The organism is Siccibacter turicensis LMG 23730 (genome assembly GCF_000463155.2).
GTDB lineage: Bacteria > Pseudomonadota > Gammaproteobacteria > Enterobacterales > Enterobacteriaceae > Siccibacter > Siccibacter turicensis.
Window position 1 is genome coordinate 101,428 of record NZ_AWFZ01000002.1, and the last position, 18,444, is coordinate 119,871.

16 protein-coding genes are annotated in these 18,444 nt (G+C 58.1%); 6 read left to right on the plus strand and 10 right to left on the minus strand.

What is annotated here, in order from left to right; translation table 11 throughout:
- Positions 1-13: 13 nt before the first annotated feature.
- A complete protein-coding gene (locus tag DW58_RS00615) occupies positions 14-856 on the minus strand; it encodes an MIP/aquaporin family protein (protein WP_024547491.1) in 843 nt (280 codons plus the stop codon).
- 425 nt (positions 857-1,281) lie between these two features.
- Here DW58_RS00615 and zapB point away from each other — a divergent pair, with 425 nt between their 5' ends.
- On the plus strand, positions 1,282-1,521 hold the full coding sequence (gene zapB / locus DW58_RS00620) for a septal ring assembly protein ZapB (protein ID WP_024547492.1): 240 nt from the start codon (positions 1,282-1,284) through the stop codon (positions 1,519-1,521).
- Between the two features lie 80 nt (positions 1,522-1,601).
- Here zapB and rraA read toward each other — a convergent pair whose 3' ends face one another.
- The 7 genes from rraA to priA all read right to left on the minus strand — a co-directional run bounded on the left by rraA (position 1,602) and on the right by priA (position 9,676).
- Entirely contained in the window at positions 1,602-2,087 is a 486-nt protein-coding gene (gene rraA / locus DW58_RS00625; protein WP_024547493.1) for a ribonuclease E activity regulator RraA, read from the minus strand.
- A 92-nt stretch (positions 2,088-2,179) separates the two neighbouring features.
- Positions 2,180-3,109, minus strand: coding sequence for a 1,4-dihydroxy-2-naphthoate polyprenyltransferase (gene menA / locus DW58_RS00630; RefSeq protein WP_024547494.1), 930 nt, complete (start codon positions 3,107-3,109; stop codon positions 2,180-2,182).
- A gap of 88 nt (positions 3,110-3,197) precedes the next feature.
- Entirely contained in the window at positions 3,198-4,529 is a 1,332-nt protein-coding gene (gene hslU / locus DW58_RS00635) for an HslU--HslV peptidase ATPase subunit (RefSeq protein WP_024547495.1), read from the minus strand.
- A gap of 9 nt (positions 4,530-4,538) precedes the next feature.
- A complete protein-coding gene (hslV, locus tag DW58_RS00640) occupies positions 4,539-5,069 on the minus strand; it encodes an ATP-dependent protease subunit HslV (protein WP_024547496.1) in 531 nt (176 codons plus the stop codon).
- Between the two features lie 131 nt (positions 5,070-5,200).
- On the minus strand, positions 5,201-6,208 hold the full coding sequence (ftsN, locus tag DW58_RS00645; RefSeq protein ID WP_024547497.1) for a cell division protein FtsN: 1,008 nt from the start codon (positions 6,206-6,208) through the stop codon (positions 5,201-5,203).
- Positions 6,209-6,294: 86 nt separating this feature from the next.
- A complete protein-coding gene (cytR, locus tag DW58_RS00650) occupies positions 6,295-7,368 on the minus strand; it encodes a DNA-binding transcriptional regulator CytR (protein ID WP_409371849.1) in 1,074 nt (357 codons plus the stop codon).
- 112 nt (positions 7,369-7,480) lie between these two features.
- Entirely contained in the window at positions 7,481-9,676 is a 2,196-nt protein-coding gene (gene priA / locus DW58_RS00655; RefSeq protein ID WP_024547499.1) for a primosomal protein N', read from the minus strand.
- Between the two features lie 211 nt (positions 9,677-9,887).
- Between priA and rpmE the strand changes: the two genes are divergently transcribed.
- The gene (gene rpmE, locus DW58_RS00660) at positions 9,888-10,100 is read left to right on the plus strand and encodes a 50S ribosomal protein L31 (RefSeq protein WP_024547500.1); all 213 of its coding nucleotides are present in this window, start codon (positions 9,888-9,890) and stop codon (positions 10,098-10,100) included.
- A 346-nt stretch (positions 10,101-10,446) separates the two neighbouring features.
- Positions 10,447-11,127: an oligogalacturonate-specific porin KdgM family protein gene (locus DW58_RS00665; protein WP_024547501.1), complete on the plus strand. Its 681-nt coding sequence runs from the start codon at positions 10,447-10,449 to the stop codon at positions 11,125-11,127.
- Positions 11,128-11,176: 49 nt separating this feature from the next.
- On the opposite strand, the gene metJ is transcribed toward DW58_RS00665, so the two are convergent.
- Positions 11,177-11,494, minus strand: coding sequence for a met regulon transcriptional regulator MetJ (gene metJ / locus DW58_RS00670; RefSeq protein ID WP_024547502.1), 318 nt, complete (start codon positions 11,492-11,494; stop codon positions 11,177-11,179).
- Between the two features lie 279 nt (positions 11,495-11,773).
- Between metJ and metB the strand changes: the two genes are divergently transcribed.
- The 3 genes from metB to metF all read left to right on the plus strand — a co-directional run bounded on the left by metB (position 11,774) and on the right by metF (position 16,526).
- Complete coding sequence (metB, locus tag DW58_RS00675; protein WP_024547503.1) at positions 11,774-12,934, plus strand: cystathionine gamma-synthase; 1,161 nt, start codon at positions 11,774-11,776, stop codon at positions 12,932-12,934.
- A gap of 2 nt (positions 12,935-12,936) precedes the next feature.
- A complete protein-coding gene (locus DW58_RS00680) occupies positions 12,937-15,369 on the plus strand; it encodes a bifunctional aspartate kinase/homoserine dehydrogenase II (protein ID WP_024547504.1) in 2,433 nt (810 codons plus the stop codon).
- A 260-nt stretch (positions 15,370-15,629) separates the two neighbouring features.
- A complete protein-coding gene (gene metF, locus DW58_RS00685) occupies positions 15,630-16,526 on the plus strand; it encodes a methylenetetrahydrofolate reductase (protein ID WP_024547505.1) in 897 nt (298 codons plus the stop codon).
- 44 nt (positions 16,527-16,570) lie between these two features.
- Here the strand turns inward: metF and DW58_RS00690 are convergent, their stop codons facing one another.
- Positions 16,571-18,298 (minus strand): phosphoethanolamine transferase CptA, encoded by a 1,728-nt coding sequence (locus DW58_RS00690; protein ID WP_024562365.1) that lies wholly within the window; start codon positions 18,296-18,298, stop codon positions 16,571-16,573.
- Positions 18,299-18,444: the final 146 nt, after the last annotated feature.

Genomic DNA, 18,444 nt, shown 5'->3' on the forward strand with positions numbered 1-18,444 from the left:
CCTGTCAGTTTCTTTACAGCGAAGCTTTGCGATGTTCTGTACGGGCCGCTTTCTTCTCTGGCACCGGTGCTGCAGACGGTAAATAACGCCCAATCAGCATACGATAGCCGAACGCACCGAGAGCCGCACCCACCACCGGTCCGAACATCGGTACCAGGAAGTACGGGATGTCGCGTCCGCCGGTAAAGGCCACCTCGCCCCAGCCAGCCAGCCAGGCGAAGGTTTTCGGGCCAAGGTCGCGCGCTGGGTTCATGGCGAAGCCGGTTAACGGACCCATCGCACCACCGATGATCGCAATCAGCAGACCAATCAGCAGCGGGGCCATCGGGCCGCGCGGCAGACCGTTACCGTCATCGTTCAACGCGAGGATCACGCCCATCAGCACCGCAGTGATGACCATTTCAACGGCGAAGGCCTGCATGAAGTTAAGGTGTGGGTTCGGATAGGTGGAGAAAATACCTGCCAGGTCGAGACTCTCTACGCTGCCGCGTACCATCTGGTGGGTCAGTTCGTAGTCGTAAAAAAGATTGTAATAAAGCCCGTAAACTAACGCCGCTGCGCAAAAGGCGCCGGCAAATTGTGCAATGATAAAAGGAACAACTTTGCGTTTGTCGAAGCCGACAAACAGCCATAAGGCGATCGTGACCGCCGGGTTAAGATGCGCACCAGAAACACCCGCGGTCAGGTAAATGGCCATCGCCACCCCTAATCCCCAGATGATACTGATTTCCCACTGACCGAAAGCGGCACCGCCAACTTTCAATGCAGCGACACATCCCACGCCGAAGAAAATCAACAACCCGGTACCGAGAAATTCGGCGATGCACTGACCTTTTAAGGTTGGAGTTTGACTCATAATCGGGTCCTGAAGGAGAAGATGAAGGATTATTGTTAGCAAGGCGTCAACGACGCTCAGGATGTCGTGTAGACACTGTGTTAACTTATCGTTAACGAACAAAAACGAGAAATATCGAACGTTAAATGTGTGTGTTGCGTCAAGAAAATGAGCGTTTTCGCGCTCCTGAGATAGACAAATGCGCGAACGGTCGGAACGAAAACGGTTAAATTGTTAACAGTTTTTCTAACAATCTACCTTTTTCTTCGCGTTGCGCATTCAGCATTGGCTGAAAAATGTTGCAAACCGCTAACAGCGCGGCTTCCCGCTGGACACTGACAGCCGCGCTCCCTACAATCGGGACTATTGCACAGAGCATCCATTCATTAAGGCGTCGCCGGGCATTCAGGACGTGTGGCGCTTTGCAATTCAGGAGAGGTACGACGATGTCATTTGAAGTGTTTGAGAAACTGGAAGCAAAAGTACAGCAGGCGGTCGATACCATTACGCTGTTGCAGATGGAAATTGAAGAACTGAAAGAGAAAAACAACAGCCTGGCGCAGGATGTGCAGAATGCGCAGGGCAGCCGTGAAGCGCTGGAGCAGGAGAACCACCAGCTGCGTGAACAGCAGCACGTCTGGCAGGAACGTCTCCAGGCTTTGCTGGGTAAAATGGAAGAGGTGTAATTCCCACTCTCTTCCTGCCCGAGCGGCGAGAAAAGCGCGATGGAATTAAAAAGAAGGGTACCCGTGGGTACCCTTTTTTATTATTCGATATCGAGAGGGTCTTCGGCGAGGATGATGCCAGTGTTGTCGGCGTAGAGGTGGTCGCCGGAGAAGAACGTCACGCCGCCAAAGTTGACGCGCACATCGCTCTCACCAATGCCTTCACCCGCGGCGCCCGCCGGAATGGCGGCGATGGCCTGGATACCCAGATCCATCTCTGCCAGATCGTCTACCTGACGCACCGCGCCATAAACGACCAGGCCTTCCCATTCGTTCTGTACCGCCAGGCGGGCCAGATCGGCGTCAATCAGGGCGCGTCGCACCGAGCCGCCGCCGTCCACGAGCAGAACGCGACCCAGGCCGTTCTCCTCGAGAAGCTCATACAGCAACCCGTTATCCTCAAAACATTTCACAGTGGTGATCTGTCCGCCAAACGACGATCGTCCGCCAAAGTTGGAGAACAGAGGTTCCACGACGTTCACATCTTCATGATAGATGTCACAGAGCTCGGAAGTATCGTATTTCATAGGCTTAAGGTTCAGTTGCTGCAAGGGCCGCCAGTATATCGCCTAACCGCGACTGTTGGCAAAATCATCAGTTGTTAATTGATGTGTATCCGTTAAAAAGCCAGCGTGGTGGCAATCACGCCGACGCAAAACAGAAGATTGGCTAACAGCGCGCCCTTTACCGTGCGTTCCAGCATCGGGCGCATCGCCAGCGGCGAGGTTTCGTGCAGCACGTAGCGCGCCTGACGCAGCAGCATCGGGGTGCTGAGCAGGAACAGCCAGCCCCACAGGGTTTGCAGCCATATCAGATTGAAGAGGGCAAAACAGACCAGCGTTGCCGCCAGCAGCCCGGCATGATAACGACGCGCCATGACCGGACCGAGGCGCACCGCGAGGGTATTTTTCCCGTTCAGTCGATCGCTTTCGATATCGCGCAGGTTGTTGATGTTCAGCACCGCCGCCGCCAGCAGACCACAGGCGGTTGCCGGAAGAAACACCGCCGCAATGAGGGTGTGTGCCTGTAAATACCAGGTGCCGATCACGCTCAGCCAGCCGAAGAACAGCAGCACCGAGACGTCGCCCAGCCCCATATAGCCGTAGGGACGCGTGCCGACGGTGTAGGTGATGGCGGCGATAATCGCCAGCAGGCCCAGCAGCAGGAAACCGAGGAAATCCGCCGGCGTGCGGCAGGCAACGGCCACCAGCACCAGCCCGGAGAGGCAGATCAGCACCACCGTCACTATCAGCGCGCGCTTCATCTGCGCCTGGGTGATCACCCCTTTTTGCATACCGCGCAGTGGGCCGATACGGTCAGGCTTGTCGCTCCCTTTCACGGCGTCGCCGTAATCGTTGGCAAGGTTGGACAGAATTTGCAGCAGCCCGGCGGTCAACAGCGCCAGCAGCGCGATAAGCGGATCGAACACGCCCTGCCAGAAGGCCAGCGCGGAGCCCACCACGACAGAGGCGAACGCGAGCGGGAGCGTGCGGGGGCGCAGGCTTTCCAGCCAGGCCTGACGACGACTTACAGCATGGGTATCAGTCATAAATGTGCCAGCAATAAAAATGGGGGCCGACGCGGTTTACCCGTGTCGAAAGCCCCCATCAAAAGTGATGAAAATGCTCAGGCCGCGATTATAGGATGAAACGGCTCAGGTCTTCATCTGCAACAAGCGCATCGAGATGCTTGCTGACGTAGTCTGCGTCAATGATCACAGTCGTTCCGTTCAGGTCGCTGGCGTCATAGGAGATTTCCTCCATCAACCGCTCCAGCACCGTGTGCAGACGACGCGCCCCGATGTTCTCGGTGGTTTCGTTCACTTGCCACGCCGCCTGGGCGATACGCTTGATACCGTCCTCGGTGAATTCGATGTTCACCCCTTCGGTAGCCATCAGCGCTTTGTACTGTACGGTGACAGAGGCGTTTGGCTCGGTGAGGATGCGCTCGAAGTCTTCGGTGGTCAGCGCCTGCAGCTCAACGCGGATCGGCAGACGACCCTGCAGTTCCGGGATCAGGTCAGACGGTTTCGCCACCTGGAACGCGCCGGAGGCGATGAACAGGATGTGGTCGGTTTTCACCATGCCGTGCTTGGTCGAAACGGTGCAGCCTTCCACCAGCGGCAGCAGGTCGCGCTGTACGCCTTCGCGGGAGACGTCCGGGCCGGAGGATTCGCCGCGCTTACAGATTTTGTCGATCTCATCGATGAACACGATACCGTGCTGCTCAACCGCTTCGACCGCCTGCTCTTTCAGCTCTTCCGGATTAACCAGTTTCGCCGCTTCTTCTTCGATCAGAAGCTTCATCGCTTCTTTGATCTTCATCTTGCGCGCTTTCTGCTTCTGCCCGCCGAGGTTCTGGAACATCGACTGCAGCTGGCTGGTCATCTCTTCCATGCCCGGAGGCGCCATGATTTCAACGCCCATCGGTGCTGCGGCAACGTTAATCTCGATCTCTTTGTCGTCGAGCTCGCCTTCACGCAGTTTCTTACGGAACGACTGACGCGCTGCTGACGGCTCCTGCGCCTGCTCCGGCTGGCCCCAGTTGTTTTTAGCCGGTGGGATCAGCACATCAAGAATGCGCTCTTCCGCCAGCTCTTCCGCGCGGTAGCGGTTTTTCTCAATCGACTGCATGCGCACCATTTTAATCGCCGAGTCGGTGAGATCGCGGATAATCGAATCCACTTCTTTACCCACATAGCCCACTTCGGTGAACTTGGTCGCTTCCACCTTGATGAACGGCGCATTCGCCAGCTTCGCCAGACGACGGGCGATTTCGGTTTTACCGACGCCGGTCGGGCCAATCATCAGGATGTTTTTCGGTGTGACTTCATGGCGCAGTTCTTCGTTAAGCTGCATACGGCGCCAGCGGTTACGCAGGGCGATGGCAACAGAACGCTTCGCCGCGTCCTGGCCGATAATGTGTTTGTCGAGTTCGCTGACAATTTCGCGTGGTGTCATTTCGGACATAGGGATTCCTTACGCCTTGGAGGCCAGTTCTTCGATGGTCAGGAAGTTGTTGGTATAGATGCAGATATCGCCTGCAATACCTAACGCCTTCTCGGCAATTTCGCGGGCGCTCAGGTCGGTATTTTCCAGCAGCGCGCGGGCGGCAGCCTGTGCGTAAGGGCCACCCGAGCCAATCGCAATCAGGTCGTTTTCCGGCTGAATGACGTCGCCATTACCGGTAATGATGAGCGAGGCGTTTTCATCTGCCACGGCCAGCAGCGCTTCAAGACGGCGCAGCATACGGTCGGTACGCCAGTCTTTGGCCAGCTCAACGGCGGCTTTCACCAGGTGGCCCTGGTGCATTTCAAGTTTGCGTTCGAAGAGTTCGAACAGGGTGAAGGCGTCGGCGGTACCACCGGCAAACCCGGCAATCACCTTGTCGTTGTAGAGACGGCGAACTTTTTTCACGTTGCCTTTCATGACGGTGTTGCCCAGCGTGGCCTGGCCATCGCCACCGATTACTACCTGGCCATTGCGGCGTACACTTACTATCGTTGTCACTGACAGACCCCTTTTTTAGCTGAACAGGTGCTCCGGGGGCCGGAATAAGCACCACGCGTCTGTGCGGTGGACATTACCGGCGCCCTGTCAGGAGCAGAATTCAATTATAAATGGGGGGTGATTTGGGGGTTTCAACCCCCGGAGGCGAGACGAATGCAGCTGCCGTGGCCGGCAATTTTAAGACGGCTGATAGCGTCATCGGCGTTCTCTTTGCCTTTGACCGGACCAATCACCACGCGATTCCAGCCGTTATTGCTGGTAATGCGGGAGTCGAAGCCCTCAAACGCCAGCTGGGCGCGCACGCTTTCCGCCTGATCGGCACCCTTGAACGAGCCGCACTGAATCATCCAGCGACGAGTATCTTTTTTCTCCTCGGTGCGTTTCGCGGTTTCTTTCTCCGGCGTAACGCTTGAGGTCGGGGCCGGCGCGGCCGGTTTCGGCTGGGCAGCGGCGTTGTGCGGCGGCGTTTTCAGCAGATCCTCATACGGCTGCTGGGTCTGTGCTGGTTTAGGCTGCTGCTGCACGGTGCGCTGCGGCTCGGACTGCTGAACCGGACGCGTCGTCTGCGGCGCGCTCACCGGGCGCGTCTGCGACGGTTGCTGATACGGCTGGACGGTGCGCGGCGGTGTGGTCACGGTTTGCGCCTGGCGCTGTTGAACCTGACGCTGCTGCTCCTGGCGCTGCAACGTTTGCTGACGCTGGGCCGGGGTCTGTTCGTTCCACGGCACTTCCGCCAGCTGAGTCGGCTGCTGGCGCATATCGGCCTGCATCTGCTCCAAAAGCTGACGCTGTTCGCTGGTGAGCTGATCCTGATTCTTGATTTCCCCGCCCGCGGAGGGCTCGGTGGGCTGACGCACGCCAGGCTGACGGTCTTCCAACTCTTTAATATAGCGCCAGCGCTCTTCCGGTTTCGGCGGCAGACCGTTGCCGGTTACCTTGTTCGGCAGCGCCTGGGACTCTTCTTTTTTATGATGCGTAATGAACCACAGGCCGCCAATAAAGGCGACCAGCACAGCTGCCGCGATGGCGACCATTGCCGGATTGACAGAAGACGTATTACGTTGCTTCTTACGGGACGTGCTCTTTTTGCGCCGCGCAGGAGCCGATTGCCCGCGGCGTACATAATCTCGTTGTGCCACTATCGTTTCGCTGTATTTTTCATTTATAAGCCCGCCATGTTACTTAAGCGACGGGGCTTTGACTATATCGGGCCGCGTAAAGAGGACTAATCCTTAGCGGAAATGGCCGCGGTAGAACCGCGCACGATCAGTTCACAATCCAGCAGCCGCGATCCGCTGTTCACGGTCTGCCCGTGAAGCTGATCGAGCAGCAACAGCATGGCTTCCCGGCCGATATCAAAACGCGGCTGGGCCACGGTGGTCAGCGGCGGATCGCAGAACTCAGAGAGTGAAATATTATCGAACCCCATTATCGACAGATCCCGCGGAACCTGTAGGCCCAGACGCTTCGCCTGAGAGAGCGCACCCAGCGCCATCACATCGCTGTGGCAAAACACGGCGGTAGGCGGAACCGGGAGGCTGAGTAACTGCTCCAGCGCCTTCGCACCGGCTTCATAGGTGAAATCGCCCCGGGCGATGTAGTGCGGGTCGACGATAATCCCGCTGCGGCGCAGCGCCTGGACGTAGCCCTGTAGCCGGTAATGGCACAGCGGCATCTCTTCCGGCCCGGCGATGCAGGCAATCTGGCGATGCCCCAGCTCGTGCAAATGGTTGACGGCGTTAAACGCCGCGGTGAGGTTATCGATGTGAACGGTCGGCAGCTCCAGCTCCGGCGCAAACTCGTTGGCCATCACCATCGGCGGCAGGTTGCGCTGCTCTTCCTTGCTGGCATCGAACGGCAGACGCGAGCCAAGCAGCAGCATGCCATCGATCTGTTTGGTAATGATCAGGTCGATAAAGGTCTTTTCCTGCTGGTTCTGATGGGCGCAGTCGCCGATCAGCACCAGGTAACCCTGTGCGGCGGCGATGACTTCGATACCGCGAATGATTTCGCTGAAGAAGGGATCGCAGATATCCGGGACTATCACCAGAATGGTGCGCGATTCATTGCGCTTCACGCTCCGACCGAGCGCGTGGGGCAGATAACCGACCTCAATGGCGGCCTGTTCAACGCGATTGCGCGTGGCCTGGGATACTTTCTCCGGGTTCATCAAGGCCCGTGATACGGTTGCGGTGGAAACGTTTGCTTTTACGGCAACGTCTTTCATGGTGGCCGACCCAACCAGCTTTGTAGACTTCAACTTACTCTCCTCGCATGCGTCTCGCAGGCGCAGACCCATCCTGATGTCTGACATTGCTCACATTTCTATCAGATTTCGCCCCGGGTCGTTACAGAATTTTCATTAAAAATGTGACGAGGATTTGATAATTCGATCCCGCTTCCAGATCGGCCTACCCTTCAATCGGATCCACATCCAGCACCCATTTCACCTTCCGGGCTTCGGGCAGCGTATTGATGAGCGCCATCGTCGAGCTAATCAGGTGCTGCAGGCGCGGGCGGGAGGTGTGCTGAAGTAACAGCTGCCAGCGATAGCGTCCGCCGCGTTTCGGTTGCAGTGCGGGAACCGGGCCGAGCACCCACAGCTGGTTATCCGCCAGCGGGCTGGCCTGAAGCAGGTTGCGCAGCTGCTGCAGGAACAGCGGCGCCTGCTGATTATTATGGTCTTCAGCACGGATCAGCACGTGGCTGCTCCAGGGCGGCAGCAGGGCGCTACTGCGCTCCAGCAGCGCCCGATCGGCGAACGCGTCATAGCCTTCGGTCAGCAGCGTTTGCAGCAGCGGATGCTCGGGGTGGTGCGTCTGGAGGATCACTTCCCCCTGTTTACCGGCGCGTCCGGCGCGGCCCGCCACCTGGGTATAAAGCTGTGCGAAGCGCTCCGCCGCGCGGAAGTCGGCAGAGAACAGCGCGCCGTCCACGTCCAGCAGCGATACCAGCGTGACATCCGGGAAATGGTGCCCCTTCGCCAGCATCTGGGTGCCGATAAGAATGCGCGCGCCGCCGCGATGCACCTCCGCGAGATGCTGCTCCAGCGCGCCTTTGCGGCTGGTGGTGTCGCGATCGATACGTGAAATCGGTACGCCGGGGAACAGCGGGGCGAGGCTGTGCTCAAGCTGTTCGGTTCCCAGCCCCACCGGCACCATATGCGTGGAGCCACACGACGGGCACTGGCGCGGCACCGCGCGCTGGCTGTCGCAGTGATGGCAGCGCAGCTGATGCTGTGCCTGATGCAGGGTGTAGTAGTGGTCGCAGCGCGCGCATTCGGCGATCCAGCCGCAGTCGTGACACAGCAGCGCCGGCGCATAGCCGCGGCGGTTCAGGAACAGAATCACCTGATTATCCGCCTGCAAATGCTGGCGCATGCGGCCAATCAGCGCCGGGGAGAGGCCCGCCTGGAGCTGTTGGCCCTTCAGATCGAGGACGTGCTGCGCCGCCGGTCGCGCGTTGCCGGCGCGGCGGGTCAGCTTCAGCAGGTTATATTTTCGCTGCCGGACGTTGTGCAGGGTTTCCAGCGCCGGGGTGGCGGAACCGAGGATAATCGGAATGCCATCGGCATGGGCGCGCCACACGGCCAGATCCCGGGCGTGATAGCGCCAGCCTTCCTGCTGTTTATAGGAGCTGTCGTGCTCCTCATCAATGACGATGACCCCCAGATCCTTAAACGGGGTAAACAGCGACGAGCGGGTACCGATGACGATTGCCGCCTCGCCGCTTTTGGCCTTAAGCCAGGCGCTCAGGCGCTCGCTGTCATTCAGCCCGGAGTGCATCACCTCGACCGGGGCCTGGAAACGCTCGCGAAAGCGGGCGATGGTCTGCGGCGTAAGGCCAATTTCCGGCACCAGCACCAGCGCCTGCCTGCCCTGGGCCAGCACGTTCTCCAGTACGCTGAGATAGACTTCGGTTTTCCCGGAGCCGGTAACGCCCGCCAGCAGCCAGGCGGAGAAGCTGTCCGAGGCGCTGTGAATCGCGCCGATAGCGGTGGCCTGCTCGGTGTTCAGACGCAGCCTGTCACCGGCCACGCTGACGTTTTTCCGCCAGTTGACCTGCGGTGGGGCTTCGCTATTCAGGTCGCACAGCCCTTTGGTGCGTAACGCCTGGAGCGCGGCGTCGGTAAAATCCAGCTCCGCAACCTGATGGCGCCAGATGCGGCCCTGTCGCAGCGCTGCTAGCGCCTGCTGCTGTTTGGGTGAGCGCTTCAGGCTGTTGAGATCGACGCTCTGCCCCTGCTCGGTGGCGAACCAGTACCATAGCGGCGCGGCGCTGGCGGGTTTGCCCTGACGCAGCAGCACCGGCAGCGCGTGAAACAGCACGTCGCCAATCGGATGATGGTAGTACTCCGCCGCCCAGATCAGCATGCGCCATACCGAAGGGCTGAACAGCGACTCGCGGTCCAGCACCTCAGTAACGCTTTTCAGCTCATCGCGCGGCAGCTCGCTGGTTTCGCTCACCGACATCACCAGCCCGATGCGCTGCTGCTTGCCGAAAGGCACCTGCACGCGACAGCCAGCCACCGCCTGCATGCCGTCCGGCAGCAGATAATCAAAGGTACGGGCCAGCGGAACGGGCAGGGCAACGTGGGCTACGGGCATGAAGTCATCCAGGCTGATAAATGTGGCGGGATAGTATACACTCTGACGCTGGCCGATTGCGGATCAGTTTGCACAGGGCGGTTATTTTCTGTATGATTCGCCGCCTTCGATGCGATTAATTCGTGTTGAAGCTAACCAAAATACATTCAACATCGCGTGGTGTCTGGCGTTAGGGCTGGAAGAGCGACGCGGCCTTAAACTGAGGTTTTCCATGAAAAAAGATATTCACCCGAATTACGTAGAAATTACTGCAAACTGCTCTTGCGGTAATGTGATCAAAACCCGTTCTACCGTGGGTCACGATCTGAACCTGGACGTGTGCAGCAAATGCCACCCGTTCTTTACTGGCAAGCAGCGTGACGTTGCTACCGGTGGCCGTGTTGACCGCTTCAACAAGCGTTTCAGCCTGCCGAGCAGCAAGTAATACTCCGCTGCACGAAAAAAGGCGCCGCAAGGCGCCTTTTTTACGCTTGTTATATGTCTGGATGATACTGCGTAAACTACTATTTCCCCGCCATATTTGAATTTTACTTTTTATAAAAAAATCACAACCCTGCCGTTATTCTGAATGCCAGAATTAATGTTAATCAGGTGATTTTGCGCGCCGTGTTCTTTATTTTATTGCCAGTTTTCCTGCCTGCCTGGCGGAAAATAAAAGGTTTATGTCGTAAAGGGAAATTACACTGCGTGTGTCGTGATTTTGCAAATCATGACATTACTTAACAGTAATCCCCATTACTGACATATAAAGCCAAGGTGAAGGAACGCTAATGAAAATAACAACGCTACCAATAGCGCTGGCATTATTCTCAGGAGTCGTGCAAGCAGGTTATATGGATTATCGTCATGAATACTACGACGATGGCAGGAACTACGATCGTATCTACATGTCCCATCGGTTTGCGACAGGCTTTGGGGTGGCGGTGGAGGCAATATCACGCTCGGATGACAAGGAGTCTAATGATGCATTCAATAATATGGAGAGCAACGGTAATGAATACACGGCAAGCTATCAGTTTATCTGGCGCGGATTCATCTGGCAGCCCGGCATAGCCGTTGAAACAGGCGACGATATCGCCATTTATAAGCCTTTTATTCGCGTGCAATATAATATTGATGATAACTGGTGGGCGGCTTTCCGTTATCGTAATGAATATACTCGACGTAATGCGGATGGGCGGGACGATAGAACCGTGTATCGCCCTGAAGTCTGGCTCGGTTATAATATCGGTAGCTGGATGTATGAATTAAATGGTATTTATAAAATCGCGGATAGCGAAGACTTATACAATAATCGAAAAGAAGATTACGAATATAATGCCCGGGTCGCCTACAAAATCGGGTCATGGGTGCCGTTTATCGAGTTGGGTAACGTCTCATCCGGCTACAATACGACCACCACCGAGGACCGCCAGACCCGCTATCGCGTCGGGCTGGGATACAACTTCTGATAACAGGAACATGGAACGATGCGGGCGAGGTTTCTCGCCCGCGTCACACTCAGTATTCCCACGTGTCCGGGTCAATACCCAGTTCACGCATGATTATCTTCGCCTCTTCCGGAATTTCGTCGCTGCGCTCTTTACGCAGATCCGCATCGTTCGGTAACGGTTGTCCGGTAAACGCATGCAGGAATGCCTCGCACAGCAGTTCGCTGTTGGTGGCATGACGCAGGTTGTTCACCTGACGACGCGTGCGTTCATCGGTGAGGATCTTCAACACCTTCAGAGGAATGGAAACCGTAATTTTCTTTACCTGTTCACTCTTCTTACCGTGCTCAGCGTAGGGGCTGATATATTCGCCGCTCCATTCAGCCATGAGATACCTTTAATCCTCTAGTCATTGGGGTAGGGCTGAAACCGGACAATCCTCACGGTCTTAGCCATCAATTCGCGTTGTGTACAGCGTAGAATAATACCGCGTCTGCGGCCTTTCCGCTGTGTCACTGCCCTAAAACGTATAATTTTAACGGGAATTGGCCTTTTGCTCAATCTATACGCAAAGACATTTAGATGTCCAGATGTATTGACGTCTATTAACGCAGTGTTTACTCTGTGACCCTCTTTCATCCGGAAATTTGCCAGGAAGCCCATCACCATGACGCGTAAACCGGCCACCATCGCAGTGCGTAGCGGATTGAATGACGACGAACAGTATGGCTGTGTTGTCCCGCCGATCCATCTCTCCAGCACCTATAACTTCACCGGCTTTAACGAACCGCGCGAGCACGACTACTCCCGCCGCGGTAACCCGACCCGTGACGTGGTCCAGCGCGCGCTGGCGGAACTGGAGGGCGGTGCCGGTGCGGTGCTGACCAATACCGGCATGTCGGCGATCCATCTGGTAACGACGGTATACCTGAAACCTGGCGATCTGCTGGTCGCACCGCATGACTGTTACGGCGGCAGCTATCGCCTGTTTGACAGCCTCGCGACGCGCGGCTGCTACCGGGTACTGTTTGTCGATCAGAATGATGAGGCGGCGTTAGCGCAGGCCCTGGCGCAAAAACCGAAGCTGGTGCTGGTAGAAAGTCCCAGCAACCCGTTGTTGCGGGTGGTGGATATTGCGAAAATCTGTCGCCTGGCGCGGGAAGCGGGTGCCGTCAGCGTGGTGGACAACACCTTCCTGAGCCCGGCGCTGCAAAATCCGCTGGCGCTGGGGGCGGATCTGGTGCTGCACTCCTGCACCAAGTACCTTAACGGCCACTCGGACGTGGTGGCTGGGGTAGTGATCGCCAAAGAGGCGGAAGCGGTGACCAGTCTGGCCTGGTGGGCGAATAATATTGGCGTCACCGGCAGCGCGTTTGACAGCTACCTGCTGCTGCGCGGTCTGCGCACCCTTGGGCCACGGATGGATGTCGCCCAGCGCAACGCCCAGGCGATCGTCGATTTCCTGAAAACCCAGCCGCTGGTGAAAAAGCTCTATCACCCGTCGCTGCCGGAAAATCAGGGGCATGAGATTGCCGCGCGCCAGCAGAAAGGGTTCGGGGCGATGCTCAGTTTTGAACTGGATGGCGACGAGCAAACGCTGCGCCGCTTCCTCAGCGGGTTGTCACTGTTTACACTGGCGGAATCCTTAGGCGGGGTCGAAAGTTTGATCTCCCACGCCGCCACCATGACACACGCGGGTATGGCACCTGAAGCGCGCGCGGCGGCAGGCATTTCCGAGACGCTGCTGCGTATCTCGACCGGTATTGAAGACAGTGAAGATTTAATCGCTGACCTGGAAAATGGCTTCCGGGTCGCATCCGAGGGGTAAAAATGAGTGTGACAGCGCAGGCAGGGGCGAAGGGTCGTCAGCTGCATAAATTTGGTGGTAGCAGTCTTGCCGATGTGAAATGTTACCTGCGCGTAGCGGGCATCATGACCGAGTACTCCCTGCCTGGGGATATGATGGTGGTTTCGGCAGCGGGCAGCACCACTAACCAGCTGATTAGCTGGCTGAAGTTAAGCCAGAGCGATCGCCTCTCCGCGCACCAGGTGCAGCAGGCGCTGCGTCGCTACCAGAGCGACCTCATCTGCGGCCTGTTACCCCCCGACATCTCTGACGGCCTGGTCAGCGAATTTATCCGCGATCTCGAACGTCTTGCTGCGCTGCTGGACGGTACCGTCACCGATGCGGTGTATGCCGAAGTGGTGGGCCACGGCGAGATCTGGTCGGCGCGCCTGATGGCGGCGGTGCTCAATCATCAGGGCATTGAGGCGGCCTGGCTTGATGCGCGCGAGTTTCTGCGCGCTGAGCGAGCCGCCCAGCCCCAGGTTAATGAAGGCCTTTCATACCCGCTGCTTCAGCAGCTGCTGGTGCAGCACCCCGGTAAACGCATCGTGGTCACCGGCTTTATCAGCCGCAACGAGGCCGGGGAAACCGTGCTGCTCGGACGTAACGGCTCGGACTACTCGGCAACCCAGATCGGCGCCCTGGCGGGCGTATCACGCGTGACCATCTGGAGCGACGTGGCCGGGGTCTACAGCGCCGACCCACGTAAGGTTAAGGATGCCTGCCTGCTGCCGCTGCTGCGGCTGGATGAAGCCAGTGAACTGGCACGTCTCGCGGCACCGGTACTGCACGCCCGCACCCTGCAGCCGGTATCCGGCAGCGATATCGATCTGCAGCTGCGCTGTAGCTATACCCCCGAGCAGGGCTCCACGCGCATTGAGCGCGTTCTGGCGTCCGGCACCGGGGCGCGCATCGTCACCAGCCATGATGACGTCTGCCTGATTGAGTTCCAGGTGTCGCCGCAGCACGATTTCAAACTGGCGCATAAAGAGCTGAGCCTGGTACTGCAGCGCGCCCAGGTGCGTCCGCTGTCGGTGGGCGTCCATCCCGATCGTAACCTGCTGCAGCTCTGCTACACCTCGGAAGTAGTGGGCAGCGCGTTCGCCATTCTTGAGGCCGCCAACCTGCCGGGCACGCTGGAACTGCGTGAAGGGCTGGCGCTGGTAGCGCTGGTCGGGGCGGGCGTATGCCGCAATCCGCTGCACAGCCACCGCTTCTGGCAGCAGCTGAAAGATCAGCCGGTGGAGTATATCTGGCAGTCGGAGGAGGGCATCAGCCTGGTGGCGGTGCTGCGCGCCGGGCCAACCGAGAGCCTGATTCAGGGCCTGCACACCTCGCTGTTCCGCGCGGAAAAGCGTATCGGCCTGGTGCTGTTCGGCAAAGGAAATATCGGTTCGCGCTGGCTGGAGCTGTTTGCCCGCGAGCGCGATACGCTCTCGGCGCGGACCGGTTTTGAGTTCGTGCTGGCCGGCGTGGTGGATAGCCGTCGTAGCCTGCTGAACTATGAGGGGCTGGATGCCAGCCGCGCGCTGGCCTTCTTCAATGATGAAGCGGTGGAGCAGGATGAAGAGTCGCTGTTCCTGTGGATGCGCGCCCACCCTTACGATGACCTGGTGGTGCTCGACGTGACCGCCAGCGAACAGCTCGCCGACCAATATCTTGATTTTGCCAGCCACGGTTTTCACGTGGTCAGCGCCAATAAACTGGCCGGGGCGAGCAACAGCGCCCGATACCGCCAGATCCGCGATGCGTTCGCGAAAACCGGGCGTCACTGGCTCTATAACGCCACGGTCGGTGCTGGCCTGCCGGTGAACCATACCGTGCGCGACCTGCGCGACAGCGGGGATGCCATTCTTGCCATCAGCGGGATCTTCTCTGGCACGCTCTCGTGGCTGTTCTTGCAGTTTGACGGCACGGTGCCCTTTACCGAGCTGGTGGATCAGGCCTGGCAGCAGGGGTTGACCGAGCCGGACCCGCGCGTTGACCTGTCCGGGAAAGACGTGATGCGCAAGCTGGTGATCCTGGCGCGTGAAGCGGGCTACGACATCGAGCCGAATCAGGTGCGGGTGGAGTCGCTGGTGCCTGCCGGATGCGAAGAGGGATCGGTGGATCACTTCTTCGAGAACGGCGACGAGCTGAATGCACAGATGGTGCAGCGTCTGGAGGCCGCTCGTGAAATGGGCCTGGTGCTGCGCTACGTGGCGCGCTTCGATGCCAACGGCAAGGCGCGCGTCGGCGTGGAGGCGGTACGTCCCGAGCATCCGCTGGCCGCTCTGCTGCCGTGCGACAACGTCTTCGCTATTGAAAGCCGCTGGTACCGCGACAACCCGCTGGTGATCCGCGGGCCGGGCGCAGGCCGCGACGTCACGGCGGGTGCCATTCAGTCGGATATCAACCGCCTGGCACAGCTGCTCTGAGTGCCGTTATGGAGGGGGCGCTCGGGCGCACCCTCCATGCCCTTTCACGTTTTACTGCTTTCCTTACCGCCCGCCTCGCAGTACTGCCTTTACGTCTTACCCATCCTGAACCATTTTCATCTTCGCTGAAAATTACTCACATCACGGAATAATTTACCGGTTGACGCGCCCGCGCTTTTCCGTCATTTTTACATCTGGACGTCTAAACGTATAGAAGTTCGAAACACACAACGATTACGCAGCGATTGATGAGGTAAGGTATGAGCTTTTTTCACGCCAACCAGCGGGAAGCCCTGAATCAGAGCCTGGCAGAAGTGCAGGGCCAGATTAACGTTTCATTCGAGTTTTTCCCGCCGCGCACCAGTGAAATGGAGCAGACCCTGTGGAGCTCTATCGATCGCTTAAGCAGCCTGAAGCCGAAATTTGTCTCCGTGACCTACGGGGCTAACTCCGGCGAGCGCGACCGCACCCACAGCATTATCAAAGGGATTAAGGATCGCACCGGTCTGGAAGCGGCACCGCATCTGACCTGCGTGGACGCCTCCCCGGACGAGCTGCGCTGCATCGCCCGTGACTACTGGAACAACGGTATTCGCCACATCGTGGCCCTGCGCGGCGATCTGCCGCCGGGCAGCGGGAAACCGGAGCTGTACGCTACCGACCTGGTGGCGCTGCTCAAAGAGGTCGCGGATTTTGATATCTCGGTAGCGGCCTATCCGGAAGTGCACCCGGAAGCGAAAAGCGCGCAGGCGGACCTGCTTAACCTGAAGCGTAAAATCGACGCCGGCGCCAACCGCGCTATTACCCAGTTCTTCTTCGACGTTGAAAGCTATCTGCGCTTTCGTGACCGCTGTGCGGCAACCGGTATCGACGTGGAGATCATCCCGGGCATTCTGCCGGTCTCTAACTTCAAACAGGCGAAGAAGTTTGCCGACATGACCAACGTACGCATTCCGGCCTGGATGTCGCAGATGTATGCCGGGCTGGATGACGACCCTGAAACCCGCAAGCTGGTGGGGGCGAACATCGCCATGGACATGGTGAAAATTTTAAGCCGTGAAGGGGTGAAGGATTTCCACTTCTATACGCTGAACCGCGCCGAGATGAGCTACGCCATTTGTCATACGCTGGGAGTGCGGCCGGTTATTGCCGCCTGATGTGTGCGAAAAAAAAAGGCCACCCGATGAGGTGGCCTTTTTTATTACTGATTTCCGACCTGATCGCCGTAGGGCAGCGTGTCGTAATCGTGCAGGGCATTTTTCTTATACGGATTGCCAATCCAGCGCGTGGTCTCTTTAAACGCCGGGTTGACCACAGAGCGCGTCGGGTCGAAATCGTCATAGCGCAGACCTGCCAAATCGGACCAGGTATGGATCAGCTCCGAGCTGCTGTACTTGCGGTTTACGTCGCCGCGCAGATCGCGTGGATGCGCCGCCTGCCATGTCGGTGACGTCCAGAGCATAAACGGGATCGTGTACATGTGGCGCGTCGGCTGCGCCTCGTTACGACCCTGAATGTCATGCGGCGGCGTGTCGTACACCTCTTCACCATGATCCGAGAAGTAAAGCATAAAGCCGTTTGGATCCGTGGCCTTAAAGTCTTTAATCAACGTGGCAACCACATGGTCGTTAAACCGGTTGGCATTGTCGTAGTCGTTGTAGGCTTCCTGCTGTTCGCTGTCCAGGCCCGGCGGCAGACCCGCAGTATCCCCGTCGTACTTGCCCCAGTCTTCCGGGTAACGGAACTTGTACTTCAGATGAGTACCAAGCAGGTGGACGATAATGAACTTTTTCGGTGCCGGATCGGCCAGCACACTCTTGAACGGCGCCAGCACGTTGGTGTCGTACTCGCGGGCGCTCTGGGTGCGCTGCTGGTTCATGTAGTGCTGCACATCGGTCTGCTTCGAGAACACCGTCAGCATGGTATTACGACCGGTCATGGTCTGCTGGTTGGTTATCCAGAAAGTTTTGTACCCCGCCTGCTTCATCATGTTCATCAGCGACGGCTTGGTCAGATAGAGATCCGGGTTCTTCTCGTTGGCAAAGGTCAGCGCCTGCTGGAGGATCTCGATGGTGTAAGGACGAGAGGTCACCACGTTGTTGAACACCGTCAGGCCAGCATCGCTGTCACGCAGGGCTTTTAGCTCCGGCGTGGTGTCGCGCGAGTAGCCGTACAGGCTCATGCGTCCGCGCTGGGTCGATTCACCAATCACCAGCACCAGCGTGCGCGGTGCATCGCCGCTGTTGTCTTTCAGGTTCGCCAGCGGCGGCAGGGCGCGGTTCTTGTCCAGAATGCCCTGTAAGTTGTTCAGCTGCGTGCGGTACTGCGTGTAGCCGATAATCATCTGCCACGGCGCAGCCGGCTCCATACGGGATGTCAGGCCGCTCACCGCTTTCGTCAGAGGACGACCGTGAAGCATGTCGACGGCCAGGGGATAGATCAGCAGACCGATAAAAATCAGCGCGGATGTCACGTAGTGCCACGGGGCGCGAAGGGTTACCGGGCGCAGGCGCGTCCAGAGGAATATCGCCCCCGCGGTGTAGGCCAGCAGGATCAGCAGCAGCTTAAGGCTGAAATACTGGCTGAAGTACTCGCCCGCCTCGTTGGCGTTGGTTTCGAACATGACAAACAGCACGCTCTGCGAGAACTCCTGCCCGTAAATCACGTAGTAGCCCAGGGCGCAGACGGAGACGGCCCACAGCACCACGCCAATTACGGCGGCAATCACGCGGGTTTTTGCCGGGAACAGCAGGACCGGAATCAGCCATAGCGAGCTGTACAGCAGCGAATCGCGCAGACCGTTGGTTCCGCTGTAGCCGGATGTCAGGATGATGATTTGTAAAACGCTGGAGAAATACCAAAAATAGAGTAAAGCCCACGAAAGGGAGGACCAGCTAAACGGAGGTTTAGCCTGAGCTGGGGTGGTCATTCGTTATATCGCCTGTCAAAAACATGTGCCGCTACGATTGCAGCAAAACCTTAACCGCGCCTTAAGGTGGGCGGTGCCGGCAGTAAGTATGATTTTATGACCCGTGAAGGACGGGCATTCCATGCATCAAAGCGAGCAGAATATAA